General features: G+C 71.4%; 24 protein-coding genes and 2 pseudogenes. 14 read left to right on the top strand and 12 right to left on the bottom strand.

Translation table 11 applies throughout. The features are described 5' to 3' along the window. Positions 1-476: hypothetical protein (locus CA983_RS09230; protein WP_143645468.1), on the bottom strand; the 476-nt coding region annotated here is incomplete at its 3' end. Between CA983_RS09230 and CA983_RS09225 the strand changes: the two genes are divergently transcribed. Then, positions 471-932, top strand: a complete 462-nt coding sequence (locus CA983_RS09225; RefSeq protein WP_086600385.1) for a MarR family winged helix-turn-helix transcriptional regulator — start codon at positions 471-473, stop codon at positions 930-932. The genes CA983_RS09230 and CA983_RS09225 overlap by 6 nt on opposite strands. Before the next feature lie 38 nt (positions 933-970). Here CA983_RS09225 and CA983_RS09220 read toward each other — a convergent pair whose 3' ends face one another. Then, positions 971-2023, bottom strand: coding sequence for an aldo/keto reductase (locus tag CA983_RS09220; RefSeq protein ID WP_086600384.1), 1053 nt, complete (start codon positions 2021-2023; stop codon positions 971-973). 79 nt (positions 2024-2102) lie between these two features. Then, the gene (locus tag CA983_RS09215; RefSeq protein ID WP_086600383.1) at positions 2103-2879 is read right to left on the bottom strand and encodes a VOC family protein; all 777 of its coding nucleotides are present in this window, start codon (positions 2877-2879) and stop codon (positions 2103-2105) included. Positions 2880-3057: 178 nt separating this feature from the next. Between CA983_RS09215 and CA983_RS09210 the strand changes: the two genes are divergently transcribed. After that, the gene (locus tag CA983_RS09210) at positions 3058-3972 is read left to right on the top strand and encodes a GNAT family N-acetyltransferase (RefSeq protein WP_086600382.1); all 915 of its coding nucleotides are present in this window, start codon (positions 3058-3060) and stop codon (positions 3970-3972) included. Positions 3973-3974: 2 nt separating this feature from the next. Here CA983_RS09210 and CA983_RS09205 read toward each other — a convergent pair whose 3' ends face one another. Next, positions 3975-4367 carry a VOC family protein gene (locus tag CA983_RS09205; RefSeq protein ID WP_086600381.1) on the bottom strand — a complete coding sequence of 131 codons (393 nt, stop codon included), beginning with the start codon at positions 4365-4367 and terminating at the stop codon, positions 3975-3977. Between the two features lie 70 nt (positions 4368-4437). Here CA983_RS09205 and CA983_RS09200 point away from each other — a divergent pair. Beyond that, a pseudogene (locus tag CA983_RS09200) lies at positions 4438-4979 on the top strand (GNAT family N-acetyltransferase). Positions 4980-4982: 3 nt separating this feature from the next. Here the strand turns inward: CA983_RS09200 and CA983_RS09195 are convergent. After that, positions 4983-5702 (bottom strand): glycerophosphodiester phosphodiesterase, encoded by a 720-nt coding sequence (locus CA983_RS09195; protein ID WP_086600380.1) that lies wholly within the window; start codon positions 5700-5702, stop codon positions 4983-4985. 249 nt (positions 5703-5951) lie between these two features. Here CA983_RS09195 and CA983_RS09190 point away from each other — a divergent pair, with 249 nt between their 5' ends. The 3 genes from CA983_RS09190 to CA983_RS09180 are packed head-to-tail and all read left to right on the top strand — an operon-like array spanning position 5952 to position 9207. Next, entirely contained in the window at positions 5952-7349 is a 1398-nt protein-coding gene (locus CA983_RS09190; RefSeq protein ID WP_086600379.1) for a DUF6421 family protein, read from the top strand. A gap of 41 nt (positions 7350-7390) precedes the next feature. Next, a complete protein-coding gene (locus CA983_RS09185) occupies positions 7391-8140 on the top strand; it encodes an SDR family oxidoreductase (RefSeq protein ID WP_086600378.1) in 750 nt (249 codons plus the stop codon). Then, complete coding sequence (locus CA983_RS09180) at positions 8137-9207, top strand: threonine aldolase family protein (protein ID WP_086600377.1); 1071 nt, start codon at positions 8137-8139, stop codon at positions 9205-9207. Before CA983_RS09185 ends, CA983_RS09180 begins: the two co-directional genes overlap by 4 nt. A 22-nt stretch (positions 9208-9229) precedes the next feature. Here CA983_RS09180 and CA983_RS48890 read toward each other — a convergent pair whose 3' ends face one another. After that, on the bottom strand, positions 9230-9358 hold the full coding sequence (locus CA983_RS48890) for a hypothetical protein (RefSeq protein WP_279628427.1): 129 nt from the start codon (positions 9356-9358) through the stop codon (positions 9230-9232). 205 nt (positions 9359-9563) lie between these two features. On the opposite strand from CA983_RS48890, the gene CA983_RS09170 reads away from it, so the two are divergent. Continuing rightward, positions 9564-10136 carry a transglutaminase domain-containing protein gene (locus CA983_RS09170; protein ID WP_086600376.1) on the top strand — a complete coding sequence of 191 codons (573 nt, stop codon included), beginning with the start codon at positions 9564-9566 and terminating at the stop codon, positions 10134-10136. A 36-nt stretch (positions 10137-10172) separates the two neighbouring features. Here the strand turns inward: CA983_RS09170 and CA983_RS09165 are convergent, their stop codons facing one another. Together CA983_RS09165 and CA983_RS09160 are read right to left on the bottom strand one after the other, a co-directional pair. After that, on the bottom strand, positions 10173-10901 hold the full coding sequence (locus CA983_RS09165; protein ID WP_086600375.1) for a lysophospholipid acyltransferase family protein: 729 nt from the start codon (positions 10899-10901) through the stop codon (positions 10173-10175). Between the two features lie 185 nt (positions 10902-11086). Beyond that, positions 11087-11503, bottom strand: coding sequence for a DUF4395 domain-containing protein (locus CA983_RS09160; RefSeq protein ID WP_086600374.1), 417 nt, complete (start codon positions 11501-11503; stop codon positions 11087-11089). A gap of 78 nt (positions 11504-11581) precedes the next feature. Between CA983_RS09160 and CA983_RS09155 the strand changes: the two genes are divergently transcribed. The 4 genes from CA983_RS09155 to CA983_RS09140 all read left to right on the top strand — a co-directional run bounded on the left by CA983_RS09155 (position 11582) and on the right by CA983_RS09140 (position 14593). Continuing rightward, complete coding sequence (locus tag CA983_RS09155) at positions 11582-11995, top strand: TlpA family protein disulfide reductase (protein ID WP_208636924.1); 414 nt, start codon at positions 11582-11584, stop codon at positions 11993-11995. Positions 11996-12078: 83 nt separating this feature from the next. Beyond that, positions 12079-12570, top strand: coding sequence for a flavin reductase family protein (locus tag CA983_RS09150; protein WP_086600373.1), 492 nt, complete (start codon positions 12079-12081; stop codon positions 12568-12570). A gap of 219 nt (positions 12571-12789) precedes the next feature. Beyond that, a complete protein-coding gene (locus CA983_RS09145) occupies positions 12790-13575 on the top strand; it encodes an electron transfer flavoprotein subunit beta/FixA family protein (RefSeq protein WP_086600372.1) in 786 nt (261 codons plus the stop codon). A gap of 55 nt (positions 13576-13630) precedes the next feature. Continuing rightward, on the top strand, positions 13631-14593 hold the full coding sequence (locus tag CA983_RS09140; protein WP_086600371.1) for an electron transfer flavoprotein subunit alpha/FixB family protein: 963 nt from the start codon (positions 13631-13633) through the stop codon (positions 14591-14593). A 75-nt stretch (positions 14594-14668) separates the two neighbouring features. On the opposite strand, the pseudogene CA983_RS09135 reads toward CA983_RS09140, so the two are convergent. Then, positions 14669-15884, bottom strand: a pseudogene (locus CA983_RS09135) (IS30 family transposase). A gap of 70 nt (positions 15885-15954) precedes the next feature. Next, positions 15955-16860, bottom strand: a complete 906-nt coding sequence (locus CA983_RS09130; RefSeq protein ID WP_086600370.1) for an endonuclease/exonuclease/phosphatase family protein — start codon at positions 16858-16860, stop codon at positions 15955-15957. Between the two features lie 194 nt (positions 16861-17054). Between CA983_RS09130 and CA983_RS09125 the strand changes: the two genes are divergently transcribed. Both CA983_RS09125 and CA983_RS47740 read left to right on the top strand, forming a co-directional pair. Further along, entirely contained in the window at positions 17055-18356 is a 1302-nt protein-coding gene (locus CA983_RS09125) for a DUF6986 family protein (protein ID WP_086600369.1), read from the top strand. 150 nt (positions 18357-18506) lie between these two features. Further along, positions 18507-20846: a serine/threonine-protein kinase gene (locus CA983_RS47740; protein WP_244206765.1), complete on the top strand. Its 2340-nt coding sequence runs from the start codon at positions 18507-18509 to the stop codon at positions 20844-20846. Here CA983_RS47740 and CA983_RS09115 read toward each other — a convergent pair. Further along, complete coding sequence (locus CA983_RS09115) at positions 20792-21607, bottom strand: hypothetical protein (RefSeq protein WP_086600387.1); 816 nt, start codon at positions 21605-21607, stop codon at positions 20792-20794. The genes CA983_RS47740 and CA983_RS09115 overlap by 55 nt on opposite strands. Before the next feature lie 25 nt (positions 21608-21632). Further along, positions 21633-22697 (bottom strand): LacI family DNA-binding transcriptional regulator, encoded by a 1065-nt coding sequence (locus CA983_RS09110; protein WP_086600368.1) that lies wholly within the window; start codon positions 22695-22697, stop codon positions 21633-21635. Positions 22698-22857: 160 nt separating this feature from the next. Between CA983_RS09110 and CA983_RS09105 the strand changes: the two genes are divergently transcribed. Then, positions 22858-23811, top strand: coding sequence for an ROK family protein (locus CA983_RS09105; protein WP_086600367.1), 954 nt, complete (start codon positions 22858-22860; stop codon positions 23809-23811). Positions 23812-23838 lie beyond the last annotated feature (27 nt).

Raw genomic sequence — 23838 nt, 5'->3', positions numbered from 1 at the left:
CTACTGGAGAGGGGCTGGGCGGCGGGATCACTCCTGCCGCCGGAGGAGGCCCGGGCGGCGAGGCCTCCGCGCCTGGACGAGGTCTGGCCGGTGAGGCTTCCGCGGCTGAAGGGGGCTTGGGCGGCGCCGCCCAAGCGGCCGGAGGTGATCTGGCCGGCGGGACTTCTGCGGATGAAGGGGGCCCGGTCGGCGGAGCCCCTGCGCCTGGAGGCGGTTTGGCCGGTGAGGTCTCTGGGGCCGAAGGAGGCCTGATCGGTGAGGCCTCTGCGGCTGGTCGGGGTGCGGTCGGTGATGCGTCTGGCGTCGGTCGGGGTGCGGTCGGTGATGCGTCTGGCGTCGGAAGCGATCCGGTCGGTGATGCCTCTGTCGTCGGAAGCGATCCGGCCGGTGACGCCTCTGCCGTCGGTGGGGACTTCGCCGGCCGTCGGCGGGGCGATACCGTCGCCGCCGTCGTCCGGCAGTGGCAGGCCGTGCACCCCGGGCTCGACACCGGGCCGATGGAGATCATCGGGCGGATCAACCGTTGCGCCGCCCTCCTCCAGCAGGCCGAGGACGCGCCCCTGCGCAGGGCGGGGCTCAGCCGGCCCGAGTTCGATCTGCTCGGCGCGCTGCGCCGCACCGGGCACGAGCTGACGCCCGGGGAGCTGGCCCGGGAGACCTTCTCCTCGGGCGCCGCCGTCACCAAGCGCCTCAAGCAGCTGACCGAACGCGGCCTGGTCGAGCGCCGCGGCGACACCCGCGACCGCCGTGTCGTCCATCTCCGCCTCACCGACGCCGGACGCGAACTCGTCGACGGCATCCTGCCCGCCCAGCTCACCTACGAGACCGCCGTCCTGTCCGGCTTGGACGGCCCCGAGCAGGGCGAACTGGCCGCCTTGCTCGGCGAGTTGCTCGGTCAGCTGGAGGGCCGCCTCGGCGCGCTGCGGAGCTGAACCGGCCACCGGTGGGGGCCACCGGCGGGGGCCGGTGGTCAGAGCACGTCGTGCGCCGTGCGGCGGTGCGTGGAGCGGCGGTCCTCGATGGCCGTCCAGCGGTCGCCGTAGATGTTCCGGGTGATGGCCGGTTCGCGGACGAAGTCGTGCGGGAAGCCGAACGGTACCGCGCTCACCTCGTCGAGGCGGGCGAGGGCGTCCTCGTCGAGCCGGACGTCGACGCTGCCCAGATTGTCGGCGAGCTGGCTCTCCTTGGTCGCCGCGATGATCGGGACCACGTTGCCCGGCCGGGCCAGCAGCCAGGCCAGCGCCACCTGGGCCGGGCTCCAGCCGCCCTGCTCGGCGACCTCCAGGACGGCACTGATCACCGCCTCCTCGCGCGGGTCGATGTCACCGCCCGTGGTGTCCAGCCGCCCCGTCTCGCCCCTGCGGTACTTGCCGGTGAGCTTCCCGGCCGCGAGCGGTGCCCAGGCCAGCACGGCCAGGTCGAACGCCCGGGCCTGGGGAAGCAGTTCGCGCTCCGGGGTCCGCTCCAGCAGGCTGTAGCGCAGTTGCGAACCGGCGAACGCGGTCCAGCCCCGCAGCTCCGCCAGGGTGTTGGCCTGCGCGATCTCCCAGGCCGGCCAGTCCGAGACACCGACGTACAGCACCTTGCCCGTGCGGACGAGGTCGTCCAGGGCCCGCATGACCTCCTCGACCGGTGTGAAGTTGTCCCGGGCGTGCACCCACAGCACGTCCAGCCGGTCGGTGCGCAGCCGCTGAAGGCTCGCCTCCACCGACTGGACGAGGTTCTTGCGGTGGTTGCCCGCGGCGTTGACGTCGCCGTCGCGGATCCCGCAGGTGTACTTGCTGGCCAGCACGAACGTGTCGCGGCGGCCCTGGAGCAGTTCCCCGAGGATCCGCTCCGAGCTGCCGTCGGTGTAGTTGTTGGCGGTGTCGATGAAGTTGCCGCCCGCCTCCGCGTAGGCGTCGACGATCCGGGCGCTGGCCTCCTTGCCGGCGCCCCAGCCCCAGTCGTCGCCGATGGTCATCGCGCCGAGGCTCAGCTCGCTCACGCGCAGACCGGTCTTGCCGAACAGTGTGTAACGCACGGTCTTTTCCCCTCCGGGCAGGTCGTACGCACGACGCTAGGGGCTGGAGCACACTTCAACGCAAACCGCGACCCCGGCGTCACCCACCGTCGCCCCACCCCTCGTCGCCCGCCCGGTACACACCGAACATCGCCCCCTGCGGGTCCCGAAGCACCGCGATGCGCGGTCCGTCGGCCACGGAGGTGGGGACCATCAGGACGTCGCCGTGCTGCTGGACGACGGCGGTCGTGGCGTCCACGTCCGCCACGGCGAAGTACGGCAGCCAGTGCGCCGGAACCTCGGGCGGGAACTTGTCGTCCATCGTCACCATGCCGCCGAAGTACGACCCGTCGACGCCCCACTGGGTGTACCGCTCCGAGGCGTTGACGGTCCAGCCGAACACCCGCGTGTAGAAGGCCACGGTCTGTTCGGGATCCCGGGTGTACAGCTCCACCCAGCCCAGCGAACCGGGCGCGTTGAACAGCCCGGCGCCCGGGAAGGTGCCCGCCTGCCACATCTGGAACACGGCACCGCCCGGATCGGCGGCCACCGCGATCCGGCCCGCGTCGAACACGTCCACCGGGCCGAACAGCACCGTCCCGCCCGCCTCGGTCACCTCGCGGGTGGTGGACTCCGCGTCGGTCACCGCGAACGACACGTTCCACGCGACCGGCTGCGACGGCTGGTACAGCGGGGCGAGCGCGGCGACGGCGGCGTCCTCGAGGTGCGCGACGGTGTAGCCGCCCGCCTCCTGACGCGGGTCCGTCTCGGGCCGCCAGCCGAACAGTCTCGTGTAGAACCGCTGGGCCGCCTCCAGGTCGGTGGTCCCCAGCTCAGTCCAGCAGGGCCCGCCGGTCACCGGTGCGTCGAGCTTCATGGCGTTCCTTCCGCAGGGAATCCCCGGGCATGAGCCTCCCCAGCACGCTAAGCCGCGGTCCGTTCTCCCTGCCATCCGGGGAAACCCACTGGTGTGCCGCACCGGCCCCGGCATACCCTCGTCCCGTACCGCACCGCGTGGCGGCCTCCAGCTCCCTCACCCTGCCCGGAGGTTTCCCATGCCCGCGCTCGAGGTGCGCCCCTTCCGCCGAGCCGACCGTGACCAGCTCACCGACCTGGTCAACATGCACGTGGCGGCCGTCGTCCCCGGAGTCTCGGTCTCCGTCAACACCGTCCTCAGCGACCTGGAGCGGCAGCCCGGCGAGTTCATCACCGACCCATGGGTGGCCGAGCGGACGACGCTCGTCGCCGAGCAGCGCGAATACGTCGTCGCCGCGGCCCACCTGCTGCGTTACCGCGCCGACGCCGAGGTCGGCGAGGCCTACCGGGACGCTGCCGAGATCGACTGGTTCGTGTGCCGTCCGGCGGCGTCCTTCTGGCCGGACGCCGACCAGGCCGCGGACCTGCTGATGCGGGCCTGCCTGGCACAGTTCGCCCGCTGGAACGTCCGCGTCGGGTACGCCGACGGCGCGCTGCCCGCCCCGCTCGTCTACGGCCTGCCCCGCAACTGGCCGCACATCCGCGCCGTCTACGAACGCGCCGGCTTCCAGCACGTCGGAGACACCGAGGTCATCCTGCTCGCCCGGGTGGCCGACCTGCCGGAGCCCGAGCCCCGGCCCGGCGTCACGATCGAGCGCACGCTGGGGGAGTGCGGCACCCGCTTCACGGCCCGCGCCGACACCGGCGCCCTCGGGTTCGTCGAGATCGACACGGCCCTGGCCCGCCCGGAACGCCACGCCCGCGCCGCCGGTCTGGCCGACATCGGCAACCTGCGCATCGACCCCGCGCAGTACGGCACCGGACTGGAGCACTGGCTGCTCGGCCAGGCCGCCGACTGGCTCCGCCTGTGCGGCGTGGACCGGCTCGTCGCCTACGAGTCCGCCGCCGACAGCACCATGCTCGGCCACCTGACGGGCGCGGGTTTCCGCGAGCTGACCCGTACCGACCGGGGCTGGGAGCACCGCGCCGGGTGATCTCAGATGCCCGGCCGGTAGCGCATCGGGTGGTCCGCCGGGACCTCCACCAGCACGATCGGCGTCCCGTCCGGATCCGCGATCCACACCTCGATCAGCCCCCAGGGCTCCTTCACCGGCGGCCGGACGATCTCCACGCCCTTGGCCCGCAGCTCGTCCTGCGCCGCCGCCGCGTCGGCGACCTGGAGCCACAGGCGCGTGGCCGGCGCCGGCGGGGTCTCGGACCGGCCCGAGACCTCCAGGAAGCCACCGCCGAGGAAGTAGACCGTCCCGCGTTCCGGCCCCGTGCCGAACTCCCGGTAGACGGCGAGCCCGAGCTGTTCGCCGTAGAAGGCACGGGACCGCTCGGGGTCGGTGGGGCGGAGCAGGATCCGGCTGCTGAGTACATGCACCATGCAGCGGAGCCTAGTGGCGGAGTTACCCTCATCCCTGCCCGAGCGCCCCATGAAACGGAGACGTACGCCCATGGACACCGCCGCCACCGGACTGACCTTCCGCGATGCCACGGACGCCGACGTGGACGAGCTGGTCGCGCTGATCGAGTCGGCGTACCGGGGGGAAGCGAGCCGGGCCGGGTGGACCACCGAGGCGGACATCCTCCAGGGGCAGCGGACCGATCCCGAGGGTGTGCTGGCCGTCATCAAGGCGCCCGACGGCCGGTTGCTGACGGTGGAGCGGGGGGGGGGCGGATCGTCGCCTGCTGCCAGCTCGAGCACCGGGGGGAGCACGCCTACTTCGGGATGTTCGCGGTCAGCCCCCGGCTCCAGGGCGCGGGCCTCGGCAAGGTGATCCTCATGGAGGCGGAGCGGCTGGCCCGCGAGACCTGGGGCGCGACGGAGATGCACATGACCGTGATCTCCGTACGCGACGACCTCATCGCCTGGTACGAGCGGCGCGGCTACCGTCGAACGGGACGGATGACCCCCTTCCCGTACGGCGACGAGCGCTTCGGCGTGCCGCAGCGCGACGACCTGGAGTTCGAGCTGCTGGTCAAGGAGCTCGCCTGACCACTATGCGGTGAAACGGCCCGTGCGCTTGATGTCCGGGTGGTCGGTGGTCGCGCCGTCCAGACCGAAGGCGCGGACGAGACGCAGATGGTCCTGCGTGTTCACCACCCAGCCGATGATCCTGAGGTCGGCCTTGCGGGCGCGCTCCACGATCTCCAGGGTGAGCCGGCGGATGTTCAGACAGACGGTCTCGGCACCGGCCGCGACGGCGCGGTCCACGATGTCGCTGCCGATGGGGGTCCCCCCGCTCGAGTTCATTCGAGAGTGGGGGAGGCTGGAGATCAGCGCGGTGCGCACACCCGGCACCAAGGGCTTGATCTCGGCGATCGCCTCGTCGTGGAACGAGGACACCTCCACCCGGCCGGCCAGCCCGCGCCGGTTCATCACCTCGGCCAGGGCCCGCGCCGCCTGGGCGTCCTTGATCTCCGCCTGGAGCGGCGTCGATACGGCGTCCAGGACCTCCTCGAAGACCGGCACCCGCTCGCCCCGGCCCGCGTCCAGGGCCCGCAGCTCGGCGAGGGTCTTCTCGGCGATCGCCCCGGTGCCGTCGGTCGTGCGGTCCACGTCCGTGTCGTGCATGACGACGAGCGCGCCGTCCTTGCTCAGATGCAGATCGAGTTCGATGACGTCGAGGCCGGCCTCCTGCGCGGCGACGAAGGACCGGAGGGTGTTCTCGGGTTCCACACCCATGACTCCGCGGTGACCGATGGTGAGGAAGTTCAAGACGCGACTCTCTTCCGTCGACAGGCGGCACTGGGGGCCTGACGGCCCACCTGACCGTATCGCCTGCACCCGCCCTGTGCAGAGGGCGAGGGTGTGGTCGGCGTGCGTGCGGGCAGAAGCATGGTCGACAGGAAAAAGTGCGGTGAAGGGCCGGGTAAGGCAGGATATTTTCCCGAGGTGGCCCTTGCTCGGAGGAACCTCGTGTGTATACGGTCGGCGTACGCGAGATTCTCCCGTGGAAGGTGTGACATGACGGAAATTCTTGTGCAGGTGGGTTCGGAGGAACGAGTTCCTCCCGTGACCAGGGTGGTGGACCACCCGGCATGGCCCGTGCTCAAGGATGCCGTGGAGCGGATCCGGCCATGGCAGTCCAAGGACGGGTCGATCGACTTCGACGCCGAGGGCGCGCCCGACCCGGCCGCTGCCGAGCTCGCCGTCCGCCAGGTCGCGGACGCGGTCATGGAGCTCTCCCCGCTGCTCCCGCACGACCGCGACTACCACGAGGCCCTGGTCAAGGACCTCGGCCGGTGGGCCGACGGCGGTTTCCAGGTGCCCGACTTCCTCGACTCGCTGCTGGCCTTCCAGCCCGCCGCGAACCGGGCGGACGGCCTCCAGCACCTGGTCGTCTTCCCGATGTACACGCAGAACGGCAACCCGGACCGCAACCTCGAAGCGGTCGTGCTGCGCATGGTCTGGCCGGACTGGCTGGCCGAACTGGAGCGCACCCGCTACGACAACCCGCTGTTCTGCGGCATCAAGTTCGAGGACTTCACGGCGGGCTACGACACCAACTCCGCCGTGCTCTTCCCCGAGACCATCGCCGTGCGCGAGGCTCCCGAGCGGTTCAGCTGGGGCGGCATCTTCTGCGACCGCGAGGCCGCCCGCTTCCGCCGCGTCACCGACGCCGCCGTCGACATCCTCGGCCTGGAGCTGCCCGAGGACGTCGCCGCGATGGTCCACGACCAGAAGCGCTGCGAGGAGGCGTTCGTCCTGTGGGACATGGTCCACGACCGCACCCACAGCCACGGCGACCTGCCGTTCGACCCGTTCATGATCAAGCAGCGCCAGCCGTTCTGGATGTACGGCCTGGAGGAGCTGCGCTGCGACCTCACCGCCTTCAAGGAGGCCGTGAAGCTCGCGCAGGACGGCGTGCCGCAGGCGCGTGACGTGCAGGTCGCGGTGCTCTTCGACCGCATGTTCCGCTTCCCCGTCACCGGCGAGCGCGTGCGCAACTACGACGGCCTCGGCGGCCAGCTCCTCTTCGCCTACCTGCACAAGCACGACGTCGTCCGCTGGAGGGACAACAAGCTCTCCATCGACTGGGAGCGCGCCCCGCAGGTCACCAACCAGCTGTGCGGCGAGATCGAGCAGCTGTACCGCGACGGCATCGACCGCCCCAAGCTCGTGCACTGGTTCGCCGGGTACGAGCTCGTCTCCACCTACCTCGCCCCGCACCCGGGCTCGAAGTGGGCCAAGGGCCCCGACGCCCTGGATCTGACGCAGCCGCCGCGGAAACTCGTCGATGACGTGCTTCCGGACGAGTTTCCGCTGAGCATGTTCTATGAGGCACTGTCCAAGAAGCTGAAGAACGTGATCGCCTCCACCAAGGGCATCACCGCGGACGGCGCCGAGCGGATCGCCGCGTGAGCGATCAGCGAAGCGACAACACGGCTCAGGAGGCGAAGACCATGGCGGGGAACGGGGCGCTCAGCGGCGCGGTGATCGCGGTGGCCGGAGCGGGAGGACCCGCCGGCCGGGCCGCGCTGCTCAGGCTGGCCGAGGCGGGAGCCACCGTCATCGGCTCGGACAACGACCCGGAGCGGCTGGCGGAGGCGGTGGACGCGGCGAGCTACGCCACCGGCGGCGCCACCGTCACCGGTGACACGGTCGACCTGCTCGACCTGCGGGCCACCCGCGACTGGGCCACCCGCATCGAGAAGGACTTCGGCCACGTCGACGGCCTGGTCCATCTCGTCGGCGGCTGGCGCGGCAGCGAGACCTTCACCCGGACCAGCCTCGACGACTGGGACTTCCTGGAGATGCTGCTCGTACGCACCGTGCAGCACACGTCCCTCGCCTTCCACGAGGCGCTCCAGCGCAGTGACCGCGGCAGGTACGTGCTGATCAGCGCGGCGGGCGCCAGCAAGCCCACCGCGGGCAACGCCGCGTACGCCGCCGGCAAGGCGGCGGCCGAGGCATGGACGCTGGCCATGGCCGACTACTTCCGCAAGGCCGGGGGCCCCGAGGGCCCGACCTCGGCGGCTACGATCCTGGTGGTGAAGGCACTGGTGCACGACGCCATGCGCGCCGACCGCCCCAACGCGAAGTTCGCGGGCTTCACCGACGTCAAGGACCTGGCCGAGGCCATCACCGGGGTCTGGGAGAAGCCCGCCGCCGAAGTGAACGGAAACCGTCTGTGGCTCACCGAGAAGCCGTGAACCCGCCGAAGACCGACGCCCGTCGCCATCACGACCCCGAGGTCCGCGGTTTCGCCAGCGACAACTACGCCGGCGCCCACCCGGAGGTGCTCGCCGCCCTGGCCCTGGCCAACGGCGGGCACCAGGTCGCCTACGGCGAGGACGCGTACACCGAGAACCTCCAGCACCTGGTCCGCAGCCACTTCGGGCCCACCGCGGAGGCTTTCCCGGTCTTCAACGGCACCGGCGCCAACGTCGTCGCCCTCCAGGCGGTCACCGACCGCTGGGGAGCGGTGATCTGCGCCGAGAGCGCGCACATCAACGTCGACGAGTGCGGGGCGCCCGAGCGGGTCGGCGGCCTGAAACTGCTCACCGTGCCCACGCCCGACGGCAAGCTCACGCCCGAGCTGATCGACCGGCAGGCGTACGGCTGGGACGACGAGCACCGCGCGATGCCGCAGGTCGTCTCCATCGCCCAGGCCACCGAGCTGGGCACGGTCTACACGCCGGACGAGATACGCGCCCTGTGCGAGCACGCCCACGCGCACGGCATGAAGGTGCACCTGGACGGCTCCCGGCTGGCCAACGCCGCCGCCACCCTGGACGTCCCGATGCGCACGCTCACCAACGCCGCCGGCGTCGACATCCTCTCCCTGGGCGGCACGAAGAACGGCGCCCTCTTCGGCGAGGCGGTCGTGGTCCTCAACCAGGACGCCGTCAGCCACATGAAGCACCTGCGCAAGCTGTCCATGCAGCTCGCCTCCAAGATGCGCTTCGTGTCGGTGCAGCTGGAGGCCCTGCTCGCCCGGGACCTGTGGCTGCGCAACGCCCGCCACGCCAACGAGATGGCCCAGCGCCTCGCCGAGGGCGTACGCGCCGTGCACGGCGTGGAGATCCTCCACCCGGTGCAGTCCAACGCGGTGTTCGCCCGCCTGCCGCACGACGTGAGCGAGCGCCTCCAGAAGCGGTTCCGCTTCTACTTCTGGGACGAGGCCGCGGGCGACGTCCGCTGGATGTGCGCCTTCGACACGACCGAGGACGACGTGGACGCGTTCGTGGCGGCACTGAAGGAGGAGATGGCCCGCTGAGGCCATCTCCTCGTGAGTGCCGTCAGTTGACGACGATCCGCGCGCTGTTGTCGCGCAGGTTCGGGTCGAACTCGCTGATGCTCAGCTCGGGATCGTCGTGGACGGTGGCGACGGTGGTGTGCGCGCCGCGCACCACCCGGTCGATCCGCAAGGGGACCTCGAAGGTGTACGACGCCTTGTCGTGCAGGTAGATCGGCGTCCTGCAGTAGTAGGTCGTGGGGGACGCGCCGTCCGCCGGTTGTGGCCGGGCGGGCGGTTGCGGTGGTGTTCAGCCGCTCTTCCCACTGATGCATAAGTATACGTTGGAGCGAAAATACATTGACCGAGGTGTGAGCTCGCCCCTACGCTCTGCCTGCATGCAGCTGATCCAGGAAACTCCCGACCTCTCCGCCTACTTGGCCGCTGACGAGGTGGTAGACCATCACCATCCGCTCGTTCGCGAGACAGCGGCCAAGCTGGCCAGGGGTGTGGCGAACTCGTATGAGTATGCGCAGGCGGCGTTCGAGTTCGTGCGCGACACCATTCCGCACTCGCAGGATTCGGGCGATCTCCGCGTCACCTGGCGCGCTTCCGATGTCCTGGAACAGCGCACCGGCATCTGCTACGCCAAGGCCCACGCGCTCGCGGCGCTGCTGCGGGCCGAGGACATCCCGACCGCGCTGTGCTACCAGAAGCTCGACGTGGTGCACGGTCTGATCGCCGTGCGGTTCAACGGCGCGTGGCACCGGCAGGATCCCCGGGGCAACAAGCCGGGCGTGGACGCGCAGTTCTCCCTCGACGGCGAGCGGCTCGCCTTCACGCCCGACCCGGCGACGGGTGAGACGGACTGTCCGGTCCTGTACGCCGCGCCTCACCCGGTCGTACTCGACACCCTCAAAGCGGCCGGCGACCGGCTCCACTTGTGGAGGACACTCCCCACCGCCCTGTGAAGCAGGACCCTGGCCCGGGCCGACCGCCCCCGGGTGTCAGTGCGCGTCCGCCTCCCGCACCTGCTCCGGCGTGGGAGCCGTGCCGCCGAGGTGGGCCGGCATCCACCAGGTGTCGTCCGGGCCCTTCGGGCGTACGGGGTAGGCGCGCTGGGCGGCCTCGAGGAGTTCCTGGACGCGCTCGCGCAGCTGACGGGTGATCGCGCCCGCGTACTTGTCGCGGGAGGCCTCGACCGCCTCGCCGACCCGGATCGTGATGGGGATGTGGCTGCGCTTGAAGTTGCGGGGGTGGCCCTTGGTCCACAGCCGCTGCGTGCCCCACACCGCCATCGGGATCAGCGGGACGCCGGCCTCCTGGGCCATGCGCGCGGCACCCGACTTGAAGCTCTTCAGTGTGAACGACTGCGAGATGGTCGCCTCGGGGAAGACGCCGACGATCTCGCCCGACCGCAGTGAGTCCAGGGCGTGCGCGTAGGCCGCCTCGCCCTGCTTGCGGTCCACGGGGATGTGCTTCATCCCGCGCATCAGCGGGCCCGAGATCTTGTGACGGAAGACGGACTCCTTCGCCATGAAGCGCACGAGACGTTTCTGCGGCAGCGCCGCCAGGCCGTTGAAGACGAAGTCCAGGTAGCTGATGTGGTTGCTCACCAGCACGGCGCCGCCCGAGCGCGGGATGTTCTCCGAACCCTGACAGTCGATCTTGAGGTCCCACGCCTTGAACAGCGTGCGGGCGCAACCGACGACGGGACGGTAGACGAGCTCTGCCATGGGCGGGTCGGACCCTTCCTGCTCTGCCTGGGAAGGGATTCCCAGTGGAAAGTTACGCAGCCGTAGGTTTACGGCTTGTCGAGATCGTGCCCGAAGAACGGCCGGGTAGCCAGTCCCCGTGCCCGCCCGTGAAGAGATTCTCGTCACGTCTCCGCCGGACCCCACCTCGGGCTTTTACGTCCGTATTACTTCAGGCCTACCGTCATCCGCCGTACGAGCAGGTACATCTCGCACCCCAGGCAGTACCCGAACACGGCGTTCAAGAAGGCTGCCGCGAGCGCGGCGCCGGTCGCCGCGAGACCAAGCCAGCCGGCTCCCAGGGTGTAGCCGACGAGCCCGATTGCGGCGAAAAACAGCCCCACCGCCTGGGCGAAACGCGGCGGTTCGGGCGCCTCGAACGCGGTCGGAGGCCCGAGCCGCGGCCGTACGGCCTTCCGGAACAGCAAGCCGTAGGGCGACCGGGTCGCCCCGCCGGCCGCGCCCAGCAGGAACGCCAGCGTCTGCCAGGCCAGCAGCCACGCGCTCCCCGTGACCAGGACGGCCGCCAGGACGACGGTCGTCACGGCCGCGCCGAAACGTGGCCCTCTCACATCGATGTCCATGGGAAGCAAGCATTCCGCAGCACGGGTCCGTGGAGCGGGCGGGAATCTTTGCGGTCTCGTGAACGCTTGCAACAGGTGATGACCGGACTGGTGGTGTGCGTGCTGGTGCTCGCGGCGGCGAGCGCCTACGGAGTGCTGCAACGGCGGCGGAGCGGGAGAGTGCGGGTGCGCGGGCGGGACGACGGCAAGCGGCTGGACGCGGCCGAACTGGGCGCGGACCTGGGAGAGCGGGCCACACTCGTGCAGTTCTCCAGCGCGTTCTGCGCGCCCTGCCGGGCGACCCGGCGGGTCCTCGGCGAGGTCGCGGGCATGGTCCCGGGCGTGACCCACGTCGAGATCGACGCCGAGGCCCAGCTGGACCTCGTACGACGGCTGGACATCCTCAAGACCCCGACCGTGCTGGTCCTCGACGCCGACGGCCGGGTGGTGCGGCGGGCCACCGGCCAGCCGCGCAAGGCCGATGTGATCGCCGCGCTGGGGGAGGCGGTGTGAGGGACGCGACCCGGTCAGTGAGCCATCTCCCACATCGGGGAACGAACTTGACTGCGCCCACCATTTATCGTCAGCCTGACCCCATGCCTGCGGACCTTCTCGCCACGCCCGACCTCCTGCGCTCGGTCTTCCGGCGGCACGCGGCGGGGGTCGCCGTGATCACCGCCCGTGGCGACGCCGGTCCGGTGGGCTTCACCGCCACCTCCCTCGCCTCCGTCTCCGCCGAGCCGCCCATGCTCTCCTTCGGGGTCGGCACCGGCTCCTCCAGCTGGCCCGCGATCGCGGCGGCCGGCCATGTCGGCGTCCACATACTCGGCGAGCACCAGCAGGAGCTGGCCGCCACCTTCGCCCGCAGCGGAGCCGACCGTTTCGCGCCGCCCACCGCCTGGCGCGAGGGGCCCGAGGGAGTCCCCGTGCTCGACGGCGTGCTGGCCTGGCTGGTGGGCCGGGTCGTCACGCGCGTGCCCGCCGGAGACCACCGGATCGTGATCGCGGAGGTCGTGCTCGGCGACCCCACGGGCACCGGCCGGCCGCTCCTCTACCACCAGGGACGTTTCAACCGCCTGAGCGACTGATCCACGTGTTCCCCGGGCTGCGGGACCGTCGAGTTCCGGTTACGCTGCGTTGCGAAGGTCACAGTTCAAAGCGCTTGCTTAGCGGGAACGAACTATGTGTACTGACGAGTAATATTTCGCTCGGAGCGTGGGTCGCCCCGACCGGGATCGGCCGCTTGAGGCGCCTATGCTGCCTGCGAGTAGGCAGCATGGAAATGACGATGCAGTAGGAGAGCCGGCGTGAGCTTGAGGATCGTTGTCACTGTGAAGTACGTGCCCGACGCCACTGGCGACCGGCACTTCGCCGATGACCTGACCGTCGACCGGGACGACGTGGACGGTCTGCTCTCCGAGCTCGACGAGTACGCGGTCGAGCAGGCGCTGCAGATCTCCGAGAACTCCGACGACGTGGAGATCACCGTCCTGACGGTGGGCCCGGAGGACGCCAAGGACGCGCTGCGCAAGGCGCTGTCCATGGGTGCGGACAAGGCGATCCACGTCGAGGACGACGACATTCACGGCACCGACGCCATCGGCACCTCCCTGATCCTGGCCAAGGCCATCGAGAAGGCCGGCTACGACCTGGTGATCTCCGGCATGGCCTCCACCGACGGCACCATGGGCGTCGTGCCCGCGCTGCTCGCCGAGCGTCTGGGCGTGCCGCAGGTGACCCTGCTGTCCGAGGTGTCGGTTGAGGACGGCACGGTCAAGGGCCGCCGTGACGGCGACGCCGCTTCCGAGCAGCTGGAGGCGTCCCTGCCGGCGGTCGTGTCGGTCACCGATCAGTCGGGCGAGGCGCGTTACCCGTCCTTCAAGGGCATCATGGCGGCCAAGAAGAAGCCGGTGGAGTCCTGGGACCTGTCCGACCTCGACATCGAGGCCGAGGAGGTCGGCCTGGAGGGCGCCTACACCACCGTCGAGAACGTGGCCGAGCGTCCGGCCCGTACCGCGGGCACGATCGTCAAGGACGAGGGCGAGGGCGGCAAGCAGCTCGCTGAGTTCCTCGCGGGCCAGAAGTTCATCTGAGCCCCGCATTCGCTGACCGCCCCTCATCTTTCGCAAGCAGGAGAGAAGAAGTCCCATGGCTGAAGTTCTCGTCTACGTCGACCACGTGGACGGTGCCGTCCGCAAGCCCACTCTGGAGCTGCTGACCCTGGCCCGCCGCATCGGCGAGCCGGTCGCCGTCGCGCTGGGCAACGGCGCCGGTGACACCGCCGCCGCGCTCGCCGAGCACGGCGCGGTGAAGGTGCTCACGCACGAGGCCGCCGAGTACGCCGACTACCTGGTCGTACCGAAGGTGGACGCCCTCCAGGCCGCGGTTGCCGAGGTGTCCCCGGCGGCCGTGCTGGTGCCGTCCTCCGCCGAGGGCAAGGAGATCGCCGCCCGTCTGGCGCTGCGTCTGGGCTCCGGCATCATCACCGACGCCGTCGACCTGGAGGCCGACGAGGAGGGCCCGGTGGCCACGCAGTCGGTGTTCGCCGCGTCCTTCACCACCAAGTCCCGTGTCTCCAAGGGCACCCCGGTCATCACGGTCAAGCCCAACAGCGCGGCCGTCGAGGCCGCCCCGGCCGCCGGTGCGGTCGAGGCGCTGTCCGTGACCTTCTCCGACAAGGCCACCGGCACCAAGGTCACCGGCCGTACGCCGCGTGAGTCGACGGGCCGTCCGGAGCTGACCGAGGCCGCGATCGTGGTCTCCGGCGGCCGTGGCGTCAACGGCGCGGAGAACTTCGCGATCATCGAGGCCCTCGCCGACTCGCTCGGCGCGGCCGTCGGCGCCTCGCGCGCCGCGGTGGACGCCGGCTGGTACCCGCACACCAACCAGGTCGGCCAGACCGGCAAGTCCGTCTCGCCGCAGCTGTACATCGCCTCCGGTATCTCCGGCGCGATCCAGCACCGTGCCGGTATGCAGACCTCGAAGACGATCGTGGCGATCAACAAGGACGCCGAGGCCCCGATCTTCGACCTCGTCGACTACGGCGTCGTCGGCGACCTCTTCGACGTCGTCCCGGCCCTGACCGAGGAGATCAAGACCCGCAAGGGCTGATCGGCTCCGGTTGTGGAAGGCCCCCGTGACCGCACGGCGGTTTCTAGGGATCGTCGCAACACATGGTCGGTTGTGTCAGACGGCGAGCAGTTTATGCAGACGCTCGGCTGGGGTTTCCCAGCCGAGTGTTTTGCGTGGGCGGCCGTTGAGCTGGGCGGCGACGTCGTCCAGGCGCTCGCGGCTGTGGACGGACAGGTCAGTTCCCTTGGGGAAGTACTGCCGCAGCAGGCCGTTGGTGTTCTCGTTGGAGCCGCGCTGCCAGGGACTTGCCGGGTCGCAGAAGTAGACCGGGATGTCCGTGGCGACGGTGAAGCTGTGGTGGGCGGCCATTTCGGAGCCCTGGTCCCAGGTCAGGGACCGCTTGAGGTGTGGTGGCAGCCTGTGTGCGGTCTGCGTCAGGGCGTCTCGGACGCTGGCGGCGGTGTGGTCGGCGGGCAGGTGGAGGAGCATCACGTAGCGGGTGCTGCGTTCGACCAGGGTGCCGGTCGCCGAGCCGCTGTTCTTGCCGATGATGAGGTCGCCTTCCCCGTGGCCGGGCACGGCCCGGTCGTCCGCTTCGGCCGGGCGGTCGCTGATCATCACCATGGGATCGCCTGAAGCGCGGCTGTCGGCAGTTGGCCTGGCGGTGGGGCTTGCGGCGGGCGCGTCCGGTGCGCRGGGCGCCGGCCAGCTCCCGGCGCAGTGCTCCGCGCCCTTGCACGTAGAGCGCCTGGTAGACGGTTTCGTGGACCAYGTGCATCTCCGGCCGGTCGGGGAACTGTCTGCGCAGAGCGTGACAGATCTGTTCCGGGCTCCACCGCTGGTCAAGACCTGCCTGGACGGCGGCCCGGAGCTCGGGATCCTGGCTGATCTTCCGGGGCTTGGGGCGGGGACGGCGGTCATCCGCGCGGGCCTGGGCGGCGAAGGGACGGTACCGGCCGTTGACGGGGTGCCGGTTGCGGCGGATCTCCCGGCTGACGGTGGAGGGACTGCGGCTCAGTTCGGCGGCGATCGCGCGGACCGTCGCCTTSTCCAGGAGCCGGTCGGCGATGTRGATCCGGTCGGCTTCACGCAGGTACCGGGACGCACCAGAAGGCGGCACCACCGCTCTGGCCGGTGGTGCCGCCTTCTGCCGGCCGCAGGGGTTCCGGTCGTTACGCCACCGCTTTCCCGTGCGGAGGTTGATGCCGACGGCCCTGGCCGCCTCCGTGTAACTCACGCCTTGCTGCACGAGCCGGAAGTATTCCTCCCGCTCACGGGTCAGCTTCCTGCGGCCCTGAGCCACCGTCCGTGTCCTGCGGATCTCGAACATCGCACCCTTTGAGCTGGGGTGTTGCGACGATCGCTAGAACCTAAGCACGAACGGTCACGGGGGCCTCTTCTCATCCCAGGGTCATCGAGGCCTGCACCGGCAGGTGGTCGCTCGGGTACGTCCCGTCCACGGAGAAGGTGTTCATCCCGGCCCAGTGCGTGGTAACCCCGGGCGTGGTGAGGATCCAGTCGATGCGCCGCCCGCCGGGCCTGGGCCCCCGGTAGCCGTGGTACGTCCCGTACGCCGGACTCCGCGAGGCCGCCGCGTCCCAGGCGTCGACCAGTCCGATGTCCAGCATCAGGTCGTGCACCCGGTTGTCGTGGGCGTCCGCGTTGAAGTCGCCGGTGACGATGACCGGTAACGACCGGTCCCACCCGGCGATCGTCTCGCCGATGACCCCCGCCGAGCGTTCCCGGGCGTACTGGCTGACGCTGTCCAGGTGGGTGTTGAGGACGTAGAACTCCCGTCCCCCGTTGGCGAGATCGGCGAAACGGACCCAGGTCACCATGCGCAGCCAGTCCGCGCCCCAGGTGTTCGAGGCGATCGTGTTCGGGGTGTCGGACAGCCAGAAGTGATCGAACTCGACCGGGTCGAGTCTGCGCGTGTCGTAGAAGATCGCCATGAACTCGTCCTTGCTGCCGCCCCCGCGTCCGGTGCCGATCCAGTCGTAGTGGCCGCCGAGATCTGTCTCGATCATGCGCAGCTGCTGGTAGAGCCCTTCCTGGGTGCCGATGACGTGCGGTCGCTCGCGGCGCAGCAGTTCTCGCATCACCGGTCGGCGCACGGTCCAGCGCGGTGTCTCGTCGACGACGGTCGCGAAGCGCACGTTGAACGTCATGACGTTCAGGGCGCCCGGGTGCTCGCCGGCGGAAGCGGGCTGTGTGGGGCCCGCGGTGGTGAGCAGCGGTCCCGTGATGGCGGCGGCCGCCGCCGCCTTGAGCCCGTGGCGGCGCGTCACTCCGGCCTCGTTCGGCACGTGGTCTCCCTCCCCTTGCACGTCAGGATGAAGCTTGTCTTCTGAATACGGAAGAAGACGGCGGGTCGGCAGTGACCAAGGGTGAAGGATGGGGAATCCCACTTCAAGACGGTGTTGACCAGCCCGAAGGTCGGCCGATAACTTCGCTCTACGGATTGTTGATTCCGTACAGCGGAAAACAGGAGGGTCTCGGAATGGGTCAGGGCCAGCAGGAGAAGGTGGCGACGAGCCTCGCGGGCGCCGTCTGCGAGGAGATCAGCGCCTCCCTCGCGCCGGTCGACGCCGAGCTGGAGCGCCGCTACCCAGGAGACCCCGGCACCCGCCAGCCCGTCCACACCGTCTACGTCCCCGGCGACGTCTTCGCCGCCGACACGATCCGCTCCTGGGGCGACCGCGCCCTGGACGCCCTCGACGAACACGCCCCGGACGCCGCGTCCTTCGCCGCCGTCCTCGGCCTGGCCGACGAACTCGCCGAGCCCGTCCACGCGCGCGTGCGCGCCAAGCTGGAGCGCGAGCCGATCGAGGACCTGCGCGTCGACTTCGAGGACGGCTACGGCAACCGCCCCGACGCCGAGGAGGACGAGGCCGCCGCCCGCGCCGCCCGGCTGATCGCCGAGGCGTACCAGGACGGCACCGCGGCCCCTTACATGGGCATCCGCACGAAGTGCATGGAAGCGCCCGTACGCGCCCGGGGCATCCGCACCCTCGACATCTTCCTCACCGGTCTGATGGAGGCCGGCGGCCTGCCCGGTGGGCTGGTCCTCACCCTGCCGAAGGTGACCTACGCCGAGCAGGTCACCGCCATGGCGCGGCTGCTGGACGCCTTCGAGAAGACGCACGGCCTGGAGCCCGGCCGGATCGGCTTCGAGATCCAGATCGAGACCAGCCAGGCCATCCTCGCCGCCGACGGCACCGCCACCGTCGCCCGCATGATCCAGGCCGCCGAGGGCCGCGCCACCGGCCTGCACTACGGCACCTTCGACTACAGCGCCTGCCTCGGCGTCTCCGCCGCCCACCAGGCCAGTGACCACCCCGCCGCCGACCACGCCAAGGCCGTCATGCAGGTCGCCGCGGCCGGCACCGGCGTCCGCGTCTCGGACGGCTCCACCAACGTCCTGCCCATCGGCCCGACCGAGAAGGTGCACGCCGCCTGGCGCCTGCACTACGGCCTCACCCGCCGCGCCCTGGCCCGCGCCTACTACCAGGGCTGGGACATGCACCCCGGCCACATCCCCACCCGTTACGCGGCCGTCTTCGCCTTCTACCGCGAGGGCTTCGAGCAGGCCGCCGCCCGCCTCGCCCGCTACGCCAACCGCACCGGCGGCGACGTCATGGACGAACCCGCCACCGCCAAGGCCCTCAGCGGCTACCTGCTGCGCGGCCTGGACTGCGGCGCCCTGGACATCGGGGAGGTCGCCCGGCTGACCGGCCTGACCCGCGCCGACCTGGAGAGCTTCGCGGTGCCCCGGCGGGGGGACCTGACGGCGTCCGCCTGACGGCTTCTTCCCGACGGTCCGGCCCGCACGTACCGGCACTGTCACAGCCGTCACCACCGGCTGTCACTGTCACCGCCGCCCCGTAGTCTGTACGCCACTTACGCGTGGACGTGTCGGTGAAACCGGTGGGGTCAGAGGAACGGGGCAGCGGTGTCAACGGGGGAGTACGGGCAGGCGGACGGGGCCGGTCGGCTGCTGGCAGGCCGTTATCGCGTCACCGCCCAGCTGGGGCGCGGCGGCATGGGCGTCGTCTGGAAGGCCGTCGACGAGGTCCTCGGCCGTGAGGTGGCCGTCAAGGAACTGCGCACCTACACCGACGCGGCCGGCCCCGAACTGGCCGGTCTGCGCGTGCGGATGCAGCGCGAGGCGCGTGCGGCGGCCCGGGTGCGCCACACCGGAGTCATCGCCGTGCACGACATCGCCGAGGTCGACGGCCGCCCCCTCATCGTCATGGAGCTGGTCGACGGGCCGTCCCTGGACGACGTACTGCGCGACCGCGGCCCGCTGGACGCGCGCGAGGCGGCCGGGATCGGTGCCAAGGTCATGGACGCGCTGGCCGCCGCCCACCGTGCGGGCGTCCTGCACCGCGACGTGAAGCCCGGCAACATCCTGCTCGACCGCTCGGGCCGGGTCGTCCTCACCGACTTCGGCATCGCCACGATGGACGACCCGGGCGACGGTTCGGCCACGCACCTCACCCGCAGCGGCGAACTCGTCGGCTCCCTCGACTACCTGGCCCCCGAGCGGGCCCAGGGCGCCGACCCGGGCCCCGCCTCCGACATCTGGGCCCTGGGCGCCACGCTGTACGCGGCCGTCGAGGGCTCCTCGCCCTTCCGCCGTACGTCCACGTTCTCGACGCTCACCGCGATCGTCACCGAGCCGCTGCCCGAGCCCCGGCGCGCCGGACCTCTGAGCCCCATCCTCCAGCAGCTGCTGGACAAGCGCCCCGAGGGCCGCCCGGAGGCCGACAGGGCGCGCGAGATGCTCCAGACGGTGGCGGACACGGGCGGCACGGACACGCCGACGTCCACACTGCGAGGTCCTGCGGCCCCGACCTCACCGACACGCCCCGAGACGGAGCGCAGTGTCCCGTCGGTACCGCCGGGATTCGGCCCACCGCAGCACGTGCGGCCGGGTGCCGCCGGACCCCACGAGGACCCGGGCACCCCGGGCACCGGCACGGCTGCCGCCTCCGGAACCACCGGCACTCCTGGAGCGACCGCCTCCGGCGCACCGGGACAGTGGGACTCGGGCTCGGGGCGGCCGGCGCAAGCAGCGCCCGGTCCGCAGGGCTCGGGGCTCGGCTCGGATGGATCGGGGACCGCTCCCCATGGCTCGGGACACGGTCCGCGCGGCGCAGTCCCCGGCCCGGATGGCGCAGGGTCCGCTCAGCGTGGTTCGGAGCCCGGCCTGCACGGCGCAGGACACGGCCCGCAGGGTTCAGAGCCTGGCCGACACGGCTCGGGGGCTGGTCCGCACGTCGCAGTTCCCGACGCGGCAGTTTCCGGCCCGCACGCTGCGGAGCCCGGTCCGCACGTCGTAGTTTCCGGCCCGCACGCTGCGGAGCCCGGTCCGCACGTCGTAGTTTCCGGCCCGCACGCTGCGGAGCCCGGTCCGCACGTCGCAGTTCCCGGCCCGCACGCTGCGGAGCCCAGCCCGCACGACCCAGGACCCGGCCCGCACGACCCAGGACCCGGCCCGCAGGGCTTCGGGCCGGCCGGCCCGGGCAGCCCCGCCCCTGGCGCCTCTGTTGCCACGGGCCCGATGAACTCCCCCGCCACGCCTCGCCGTAAGGCCCGGGTCCTCCTCGCCGCCGCGGCCGTCACCGTCGTCCTCGCGGCGGCCGGTACCACGGTCGCCCTGCTGGCCGACTCCGACGGCAAGGGCACGGGCGCGCGGACCGACGCCGCCCGTGCGGATGCCGCGGCCCCCGCGGCCGAGCCCGGTCGCACCGACGACCGTTCGAACGCCCCCAGCCCCGAGGGACAGGGCGACGACAAGGGCAAGACCCCGTCGAAGAAGCCCGGGGACGAGAAGAAACCGGAGCCCAACGGCCGGGCGACCACCTCGGCCCCCGCCAAGTCCTCCGGCGGCGCCACCGGCGACACGACCGGAGGAACGTCCGGCGATGCCTCCGGAGGCAGCGGCACCGGCGGCGGATCCAGCGACGGCGGTACGACAGGCGGCGGCGGAACCACCACCGAGGCACCCGTCTGCCATGCCATCGGCGGCGGCAAGTACAACTGCCAGGTCTGGAAGACCGCCAAGTCGTACACCGCCTCCGGCACCGAGGTCGGAGTCCTCAACGCCGGCACCAACTACTTCTACTGCCAGCAGAACCTGGGCCGGCGAGAGACCGACGGCCGGTGGACCAACATCTGGTGGGCCAAGACCGACGACGACAGCGGCAACACGGACGTCTGGGTCAGCGACGTCTACATCAAGGGCGGCGACAACGACGCGGCCGTCCCCGGGCTCCCGGTCTGCTGAGCGCGCAGCGACACCGCCGCGTACCGCTCCAGCCCGGAGGCCGTCACCAGCTTCTCCTCGACGAACAGCCGCGTGCCCCGCTCGCACAGCCGCCGGTCGGAGCGGGCCCGTGCGCAGAACTCCTCGGGCACGACGCCGAACAGCTCTCGGAAGCGCGGCAGGCCGACGAGCAGCTCGGTGAGCAGCACCCGCTGGCCCGGGTGCGTGCGCGGCACGCCGGTGCCGTCGTGCAGGACACCGTGCCGGTTGACGTACGCGTAAGCCCCGGGCAGGCGCGTGCCGTCCGCCAGGTCGATGCGCACGTCGGGCGAAGGCAGCCAGGCACGGTCGTAGTTGCCGGCCGGCACCGGCACGCCCTCGCTCGCGTCGATCACGGCGAGCTGCTCGGCGTCGAGCCAGATGACGAACAACTCCCGTACGGTGTCGGGCGCGCCGACCGGCGAGGCCGACACATACCCCATGCGGCTCACATGCGCCGACACACCCGCGTCGACGCCCGTCACCCGGGCCTTCACCATCGGGATCGGCGACATGATCCCGAACTCCTCCATCTTGTGCCGCAGTTGCCCCGGGCAGGCGTTCGAGCCGATGGCGAGAACCGGCGTGCGGTCCTCGTGCACGAGCCGGTCCAGCGGCAGGAAGCGGTCCCCGTCGAGGAGCCCGGAGCCGGCGGGCCACGCGCCCGGGTAGAGCAGGGGGTGTTCGCGCGGCGCCTCGGCCAGGCCGAGTGCTCGCAGTGTGCGATCGGTGACGTGGTCCATGTGCTCCGTATGTTCCATGGGCCGCTCAGTCCGCCGGGGGCAGCTCGCCCGAGCCGCGGGTGATCAGCCGGGTCGGGAGCTCGATGCGTTCGGGGGTGACCAGGGTGCCGTCCAACTGCCGGAAGAGGCGTTCCGCGGCGGTACGGCCGATGGCCGCAGCGTCCTGGGCGACGACCGTGACGCCCGGCTGGAGCAGGTCGGCGAGCTCGATGTCGTCGAAGCCGACCAGGGCCACCCGGCGGGTCTGCTCGGCGAGCACGCGGATCACGGTGACCGTCACCCGGTTGTTGGCCGCGAAGATCGCGGTGACGGGGTCCGGGCCGGACAGCATCTCCTCGGCCGCCCTGCGCACCCGCTCGGGGTCGGTGACGCCGAGGGACATCCAGGAGTCGGCCACCGGTATGTCCGCGTCCTCCATCGCGGCCCGGTAGCCGCGCAGCCGTTCGGCGGCGGTGTGGATGCGGGGCATGTCGCCGATGAAGCCGATCCGGCGGTGCCCGTGCGCGATGAGGTGGGCGACGCCGCCCCGGGCACCGCCGAAGTTGTCCGACAGGACCACGTCGGCGTCGATGTGCCCGGCCGGCCGGTCCACGAACACCGTGGCGACACCCGCCCTGAGCTCGGGCTCCAGATACCGGTGGTCGTCACCGGCCGGGATCACCACCAGCCCGTCCACCCGCCGCGCGCACAGGGCCAGCACCAGCTCCTGCTCACGGTCCGGGTCCTCCGCGCTGGAGCCGTTGATCAGCAGGGCGCCGTGCGCGCGGGCCACCTCCTCGACCGACCGGCTCAGCGGTCCGTAGAACGGGTCGGCGAGGTCCTCCAGGACCAGGCCGATGCTCGCCGTACGGCCCTTGCGCAGCACCCGGGCGCTGTCGTTGCGGCGGAAACCGAGCGCGTCGATGGACTCCTGGACACGCCGCTCCGTCTCCGGGGTCACGCCCGGCTCCCCGTTCACGACGCGGGAGACCGTCTTGAGGCCGACCCCGGCACGTGCCGCGACGTCCTTCATGGTCGGCCGGGTGCCGTAGCGCGTGGCGGATCGGAGGTTGGTCTCGGGCACGGTGCGGTGTCCTGTCCTGTCGTCCACGGGGGTGCGTCGGTCCTGGGTTTGTATGAGGATGTGGCGTCGAGCATAGAGCCTGGACAACGTTGTCAGGCTCGGGGGAGACTGTCCACCGCAATCTCCGGACCGTGCTCCGCTGCTGGCCGGCCAGTCCTTTCACCGTTGACGGGGAGTTCCGACACTCATGCACACCGACCTCGTGGCCGCGCTCGACATCGGCGGCACCAAGATCGCCGGCGCTCTGGTGGACGGCCAGGGACGGATCCTGGTCCGCGCCCAGCGGCCGACGCCCGCCCGCGAGGACGGCGACACCGTGATGCGGGCCGTGGCGGAGGTGCTCGGCGAACTCACCGGGTCGCCGCTCTGGGAGCGGGCCACGGCCGTGGGGATCGGCAGCGCCGGTCCGGTGGACAGGTCGGCGGGCACGGTGAGCCCGGTGAACGTGCCCGGCTGGCGCGACTACCCGCTCGTCGGACACGTCCGGGCCGCAGCCGGGGGCCTCCCCGTCGAGCTGATCGGCGACGGTGTGGCGATCACGGCGGCCGAACACTGGCAGGGAGCCGCCCGCGGCCACGACAACGCCCTGTGCATGGTCGTCTCCACGGGCGTCGGCGGCGGCCTGGTGCTCGGCGGCCGGCTGCACGCCGGACCGACCGGCAATGCGGGCCACATCGGCCACATCAGCGTGGACCTCGACGGCGATCTGTGCCCGTGCGGCTCGCACGGCTGTGTGGAGCGCATCGCGAGCGGCCCCAACATCGCCCGGCGCGCCCTGGAGAACGGCTGGCGGCCCGGCCCCGACGGTGACGTGTCCGCCGCCTCGGTGGCCGCCGCGGCCCGGGCCGGCGACCCGGTCGCCGTCGCCTCCTTCGAGCGGGCCGCCCAGGCCCTGGCCGCCGGGATCGCCGCGACCGCGACTCTCGTGGAGATCGACATCGCCGTGATCGGCGGGGGAGTGGGCAAGGCGGGCGACGTCCTGTTCGCCCCCCTGCGCAGGGCCCTGAGCACGTACGCGACGCTGTCCTTCGTCCGGCACCTGACCGTGGCCCCGGCCCAGATGGGCACCGACGCCGGACTGGTGGGAGCGGCGGCGGCCGCACTGACGAGGCGCGCGGACCCGGCCGCGGCCGGGGTGTGAGACCGGGCAGGAACGTTCAGGCGGGAC

It is taken from the genome of Streptomyces swartbergensis, from assembly GCF_002148965.1.
GTDB classification, from domain to species: Bacteria; Actinomycetota; Actinomycetes; order Streptomycetales; family Streptomycetaceae; genus Streptomyces; species Streptomyces swartbergensis.
Note: the sequence above shows the minus strand (reverse complement) of the source record. Positions and strands in the feature narration are given on the sequence as shown.

What these genes read in the sequence shown, in the direction of transcription:
- CA983_RS09215 (WP_086600383.1), bottom strand. Translation starts at nt 2,879, where the DNA reads ATGAAGCTCGACGCACCGGTGACCGGCGGGCCCTGCTGGACTGAGCTG.
- CA983_RS09210 (WP_086600382.1), top strand. Translation starts at nt 3,058, where the DNA reads ATGCCCGCGCTCGAGGTGCGCCCCTTCCGCCGAGCCGACCGTGACCAG.
- CA983_RS09205 (WP_086600381.1), bottom strand. Translation starts at nt 4,367, where the DNA reads ATGGTGCATGTACTCAGCAGCCGGATCCTGCTCCGCCCCACCGACCCC.
- CA983_RS09190 (WP_086600379.1), top strand. Translation starts at nt 5,952, where the DNA reads ATGACGGAAATTCTTGTGCAGGTGGGTTCGGAGGAACGAGTTCCTCCC.
- CA983_RS09185 (WP_086600378.1), top strand. Translation starts at nt 7,391, where the DNA reads ATGGCGGGGAACGGGGCGCTCAGCGGCGCGGTGATCGCGGTGGCCGGA.
- CA983_RS09170 (WP_086600376.1), top strand. Translation starts at nt 9,564, where the DNA reads ATGCAGCTGATCCAGGAAACTCCCGACCTCTCCGCCTACTTGGCCGCT.
- CA983_RS09165 (WP_086600375.1), bottom strand. Translation starts at nt 10,901, where the DNA reads ATGGCAGAGCTCGTCTACCGTCCCGTCGTCGGTTGCGCCCGCACGCTG.
- CA983_RS09160 (WP_086600374.1), bottom strand. Translation starts at nt 11,503, where the DNA reads ATGGACATCGATGTGAGAGGGCCACGTTTCGGCGCGGCCGTGACGACC.
- CA983_RS09155 (WP_208636924.1), top strand. Translation starts at nt 11,582, where the DNA reads ATGACCGGACTGGTGGTGTGCGTGCTGGTGCTCGCGGCGGCGAGCGCC.
- CA983_RS09150 (WP_086600373.1), top strand. Translation starts at nt 12,079, where the DNA reads ATGCCTGCGGACCTTCTCGCCACGCCCGACCTCCTGCGCTCGGTCTTC.
- CA983_RS09140 (WP_086600371.1), top strand. Translation starts at nt 13,631, where the DNA reads ATGGCTGAAGTTCTCGTCTACGTCGACCACGTGGACGGTGCCGTCCGC.
- CA983_RS09125 (WP_086600369.1), top strand. Translation starts at nt 17,055, where the DNA reads ATGGGTCAGGGCCAGCAGGAGAAGGTGGCGACGAGCCTCGCGGGCGCC.
- CA983_RS09115 (WP_086600387.1), bottom strand. Translation starts at nt 21,607, where the DNA reads ATGGACCACGTCACCGATCGCACACTGCGAGCACTCGGCCTGGCCGAG.
- CA983_RS09105 (WP_086600367.1), top strand. Translation starts at nt 22,858, where the DNA reads ATGCACACCGACCTCGTGGCCGCGCTCGACATCGGCGGCACCAAGATC.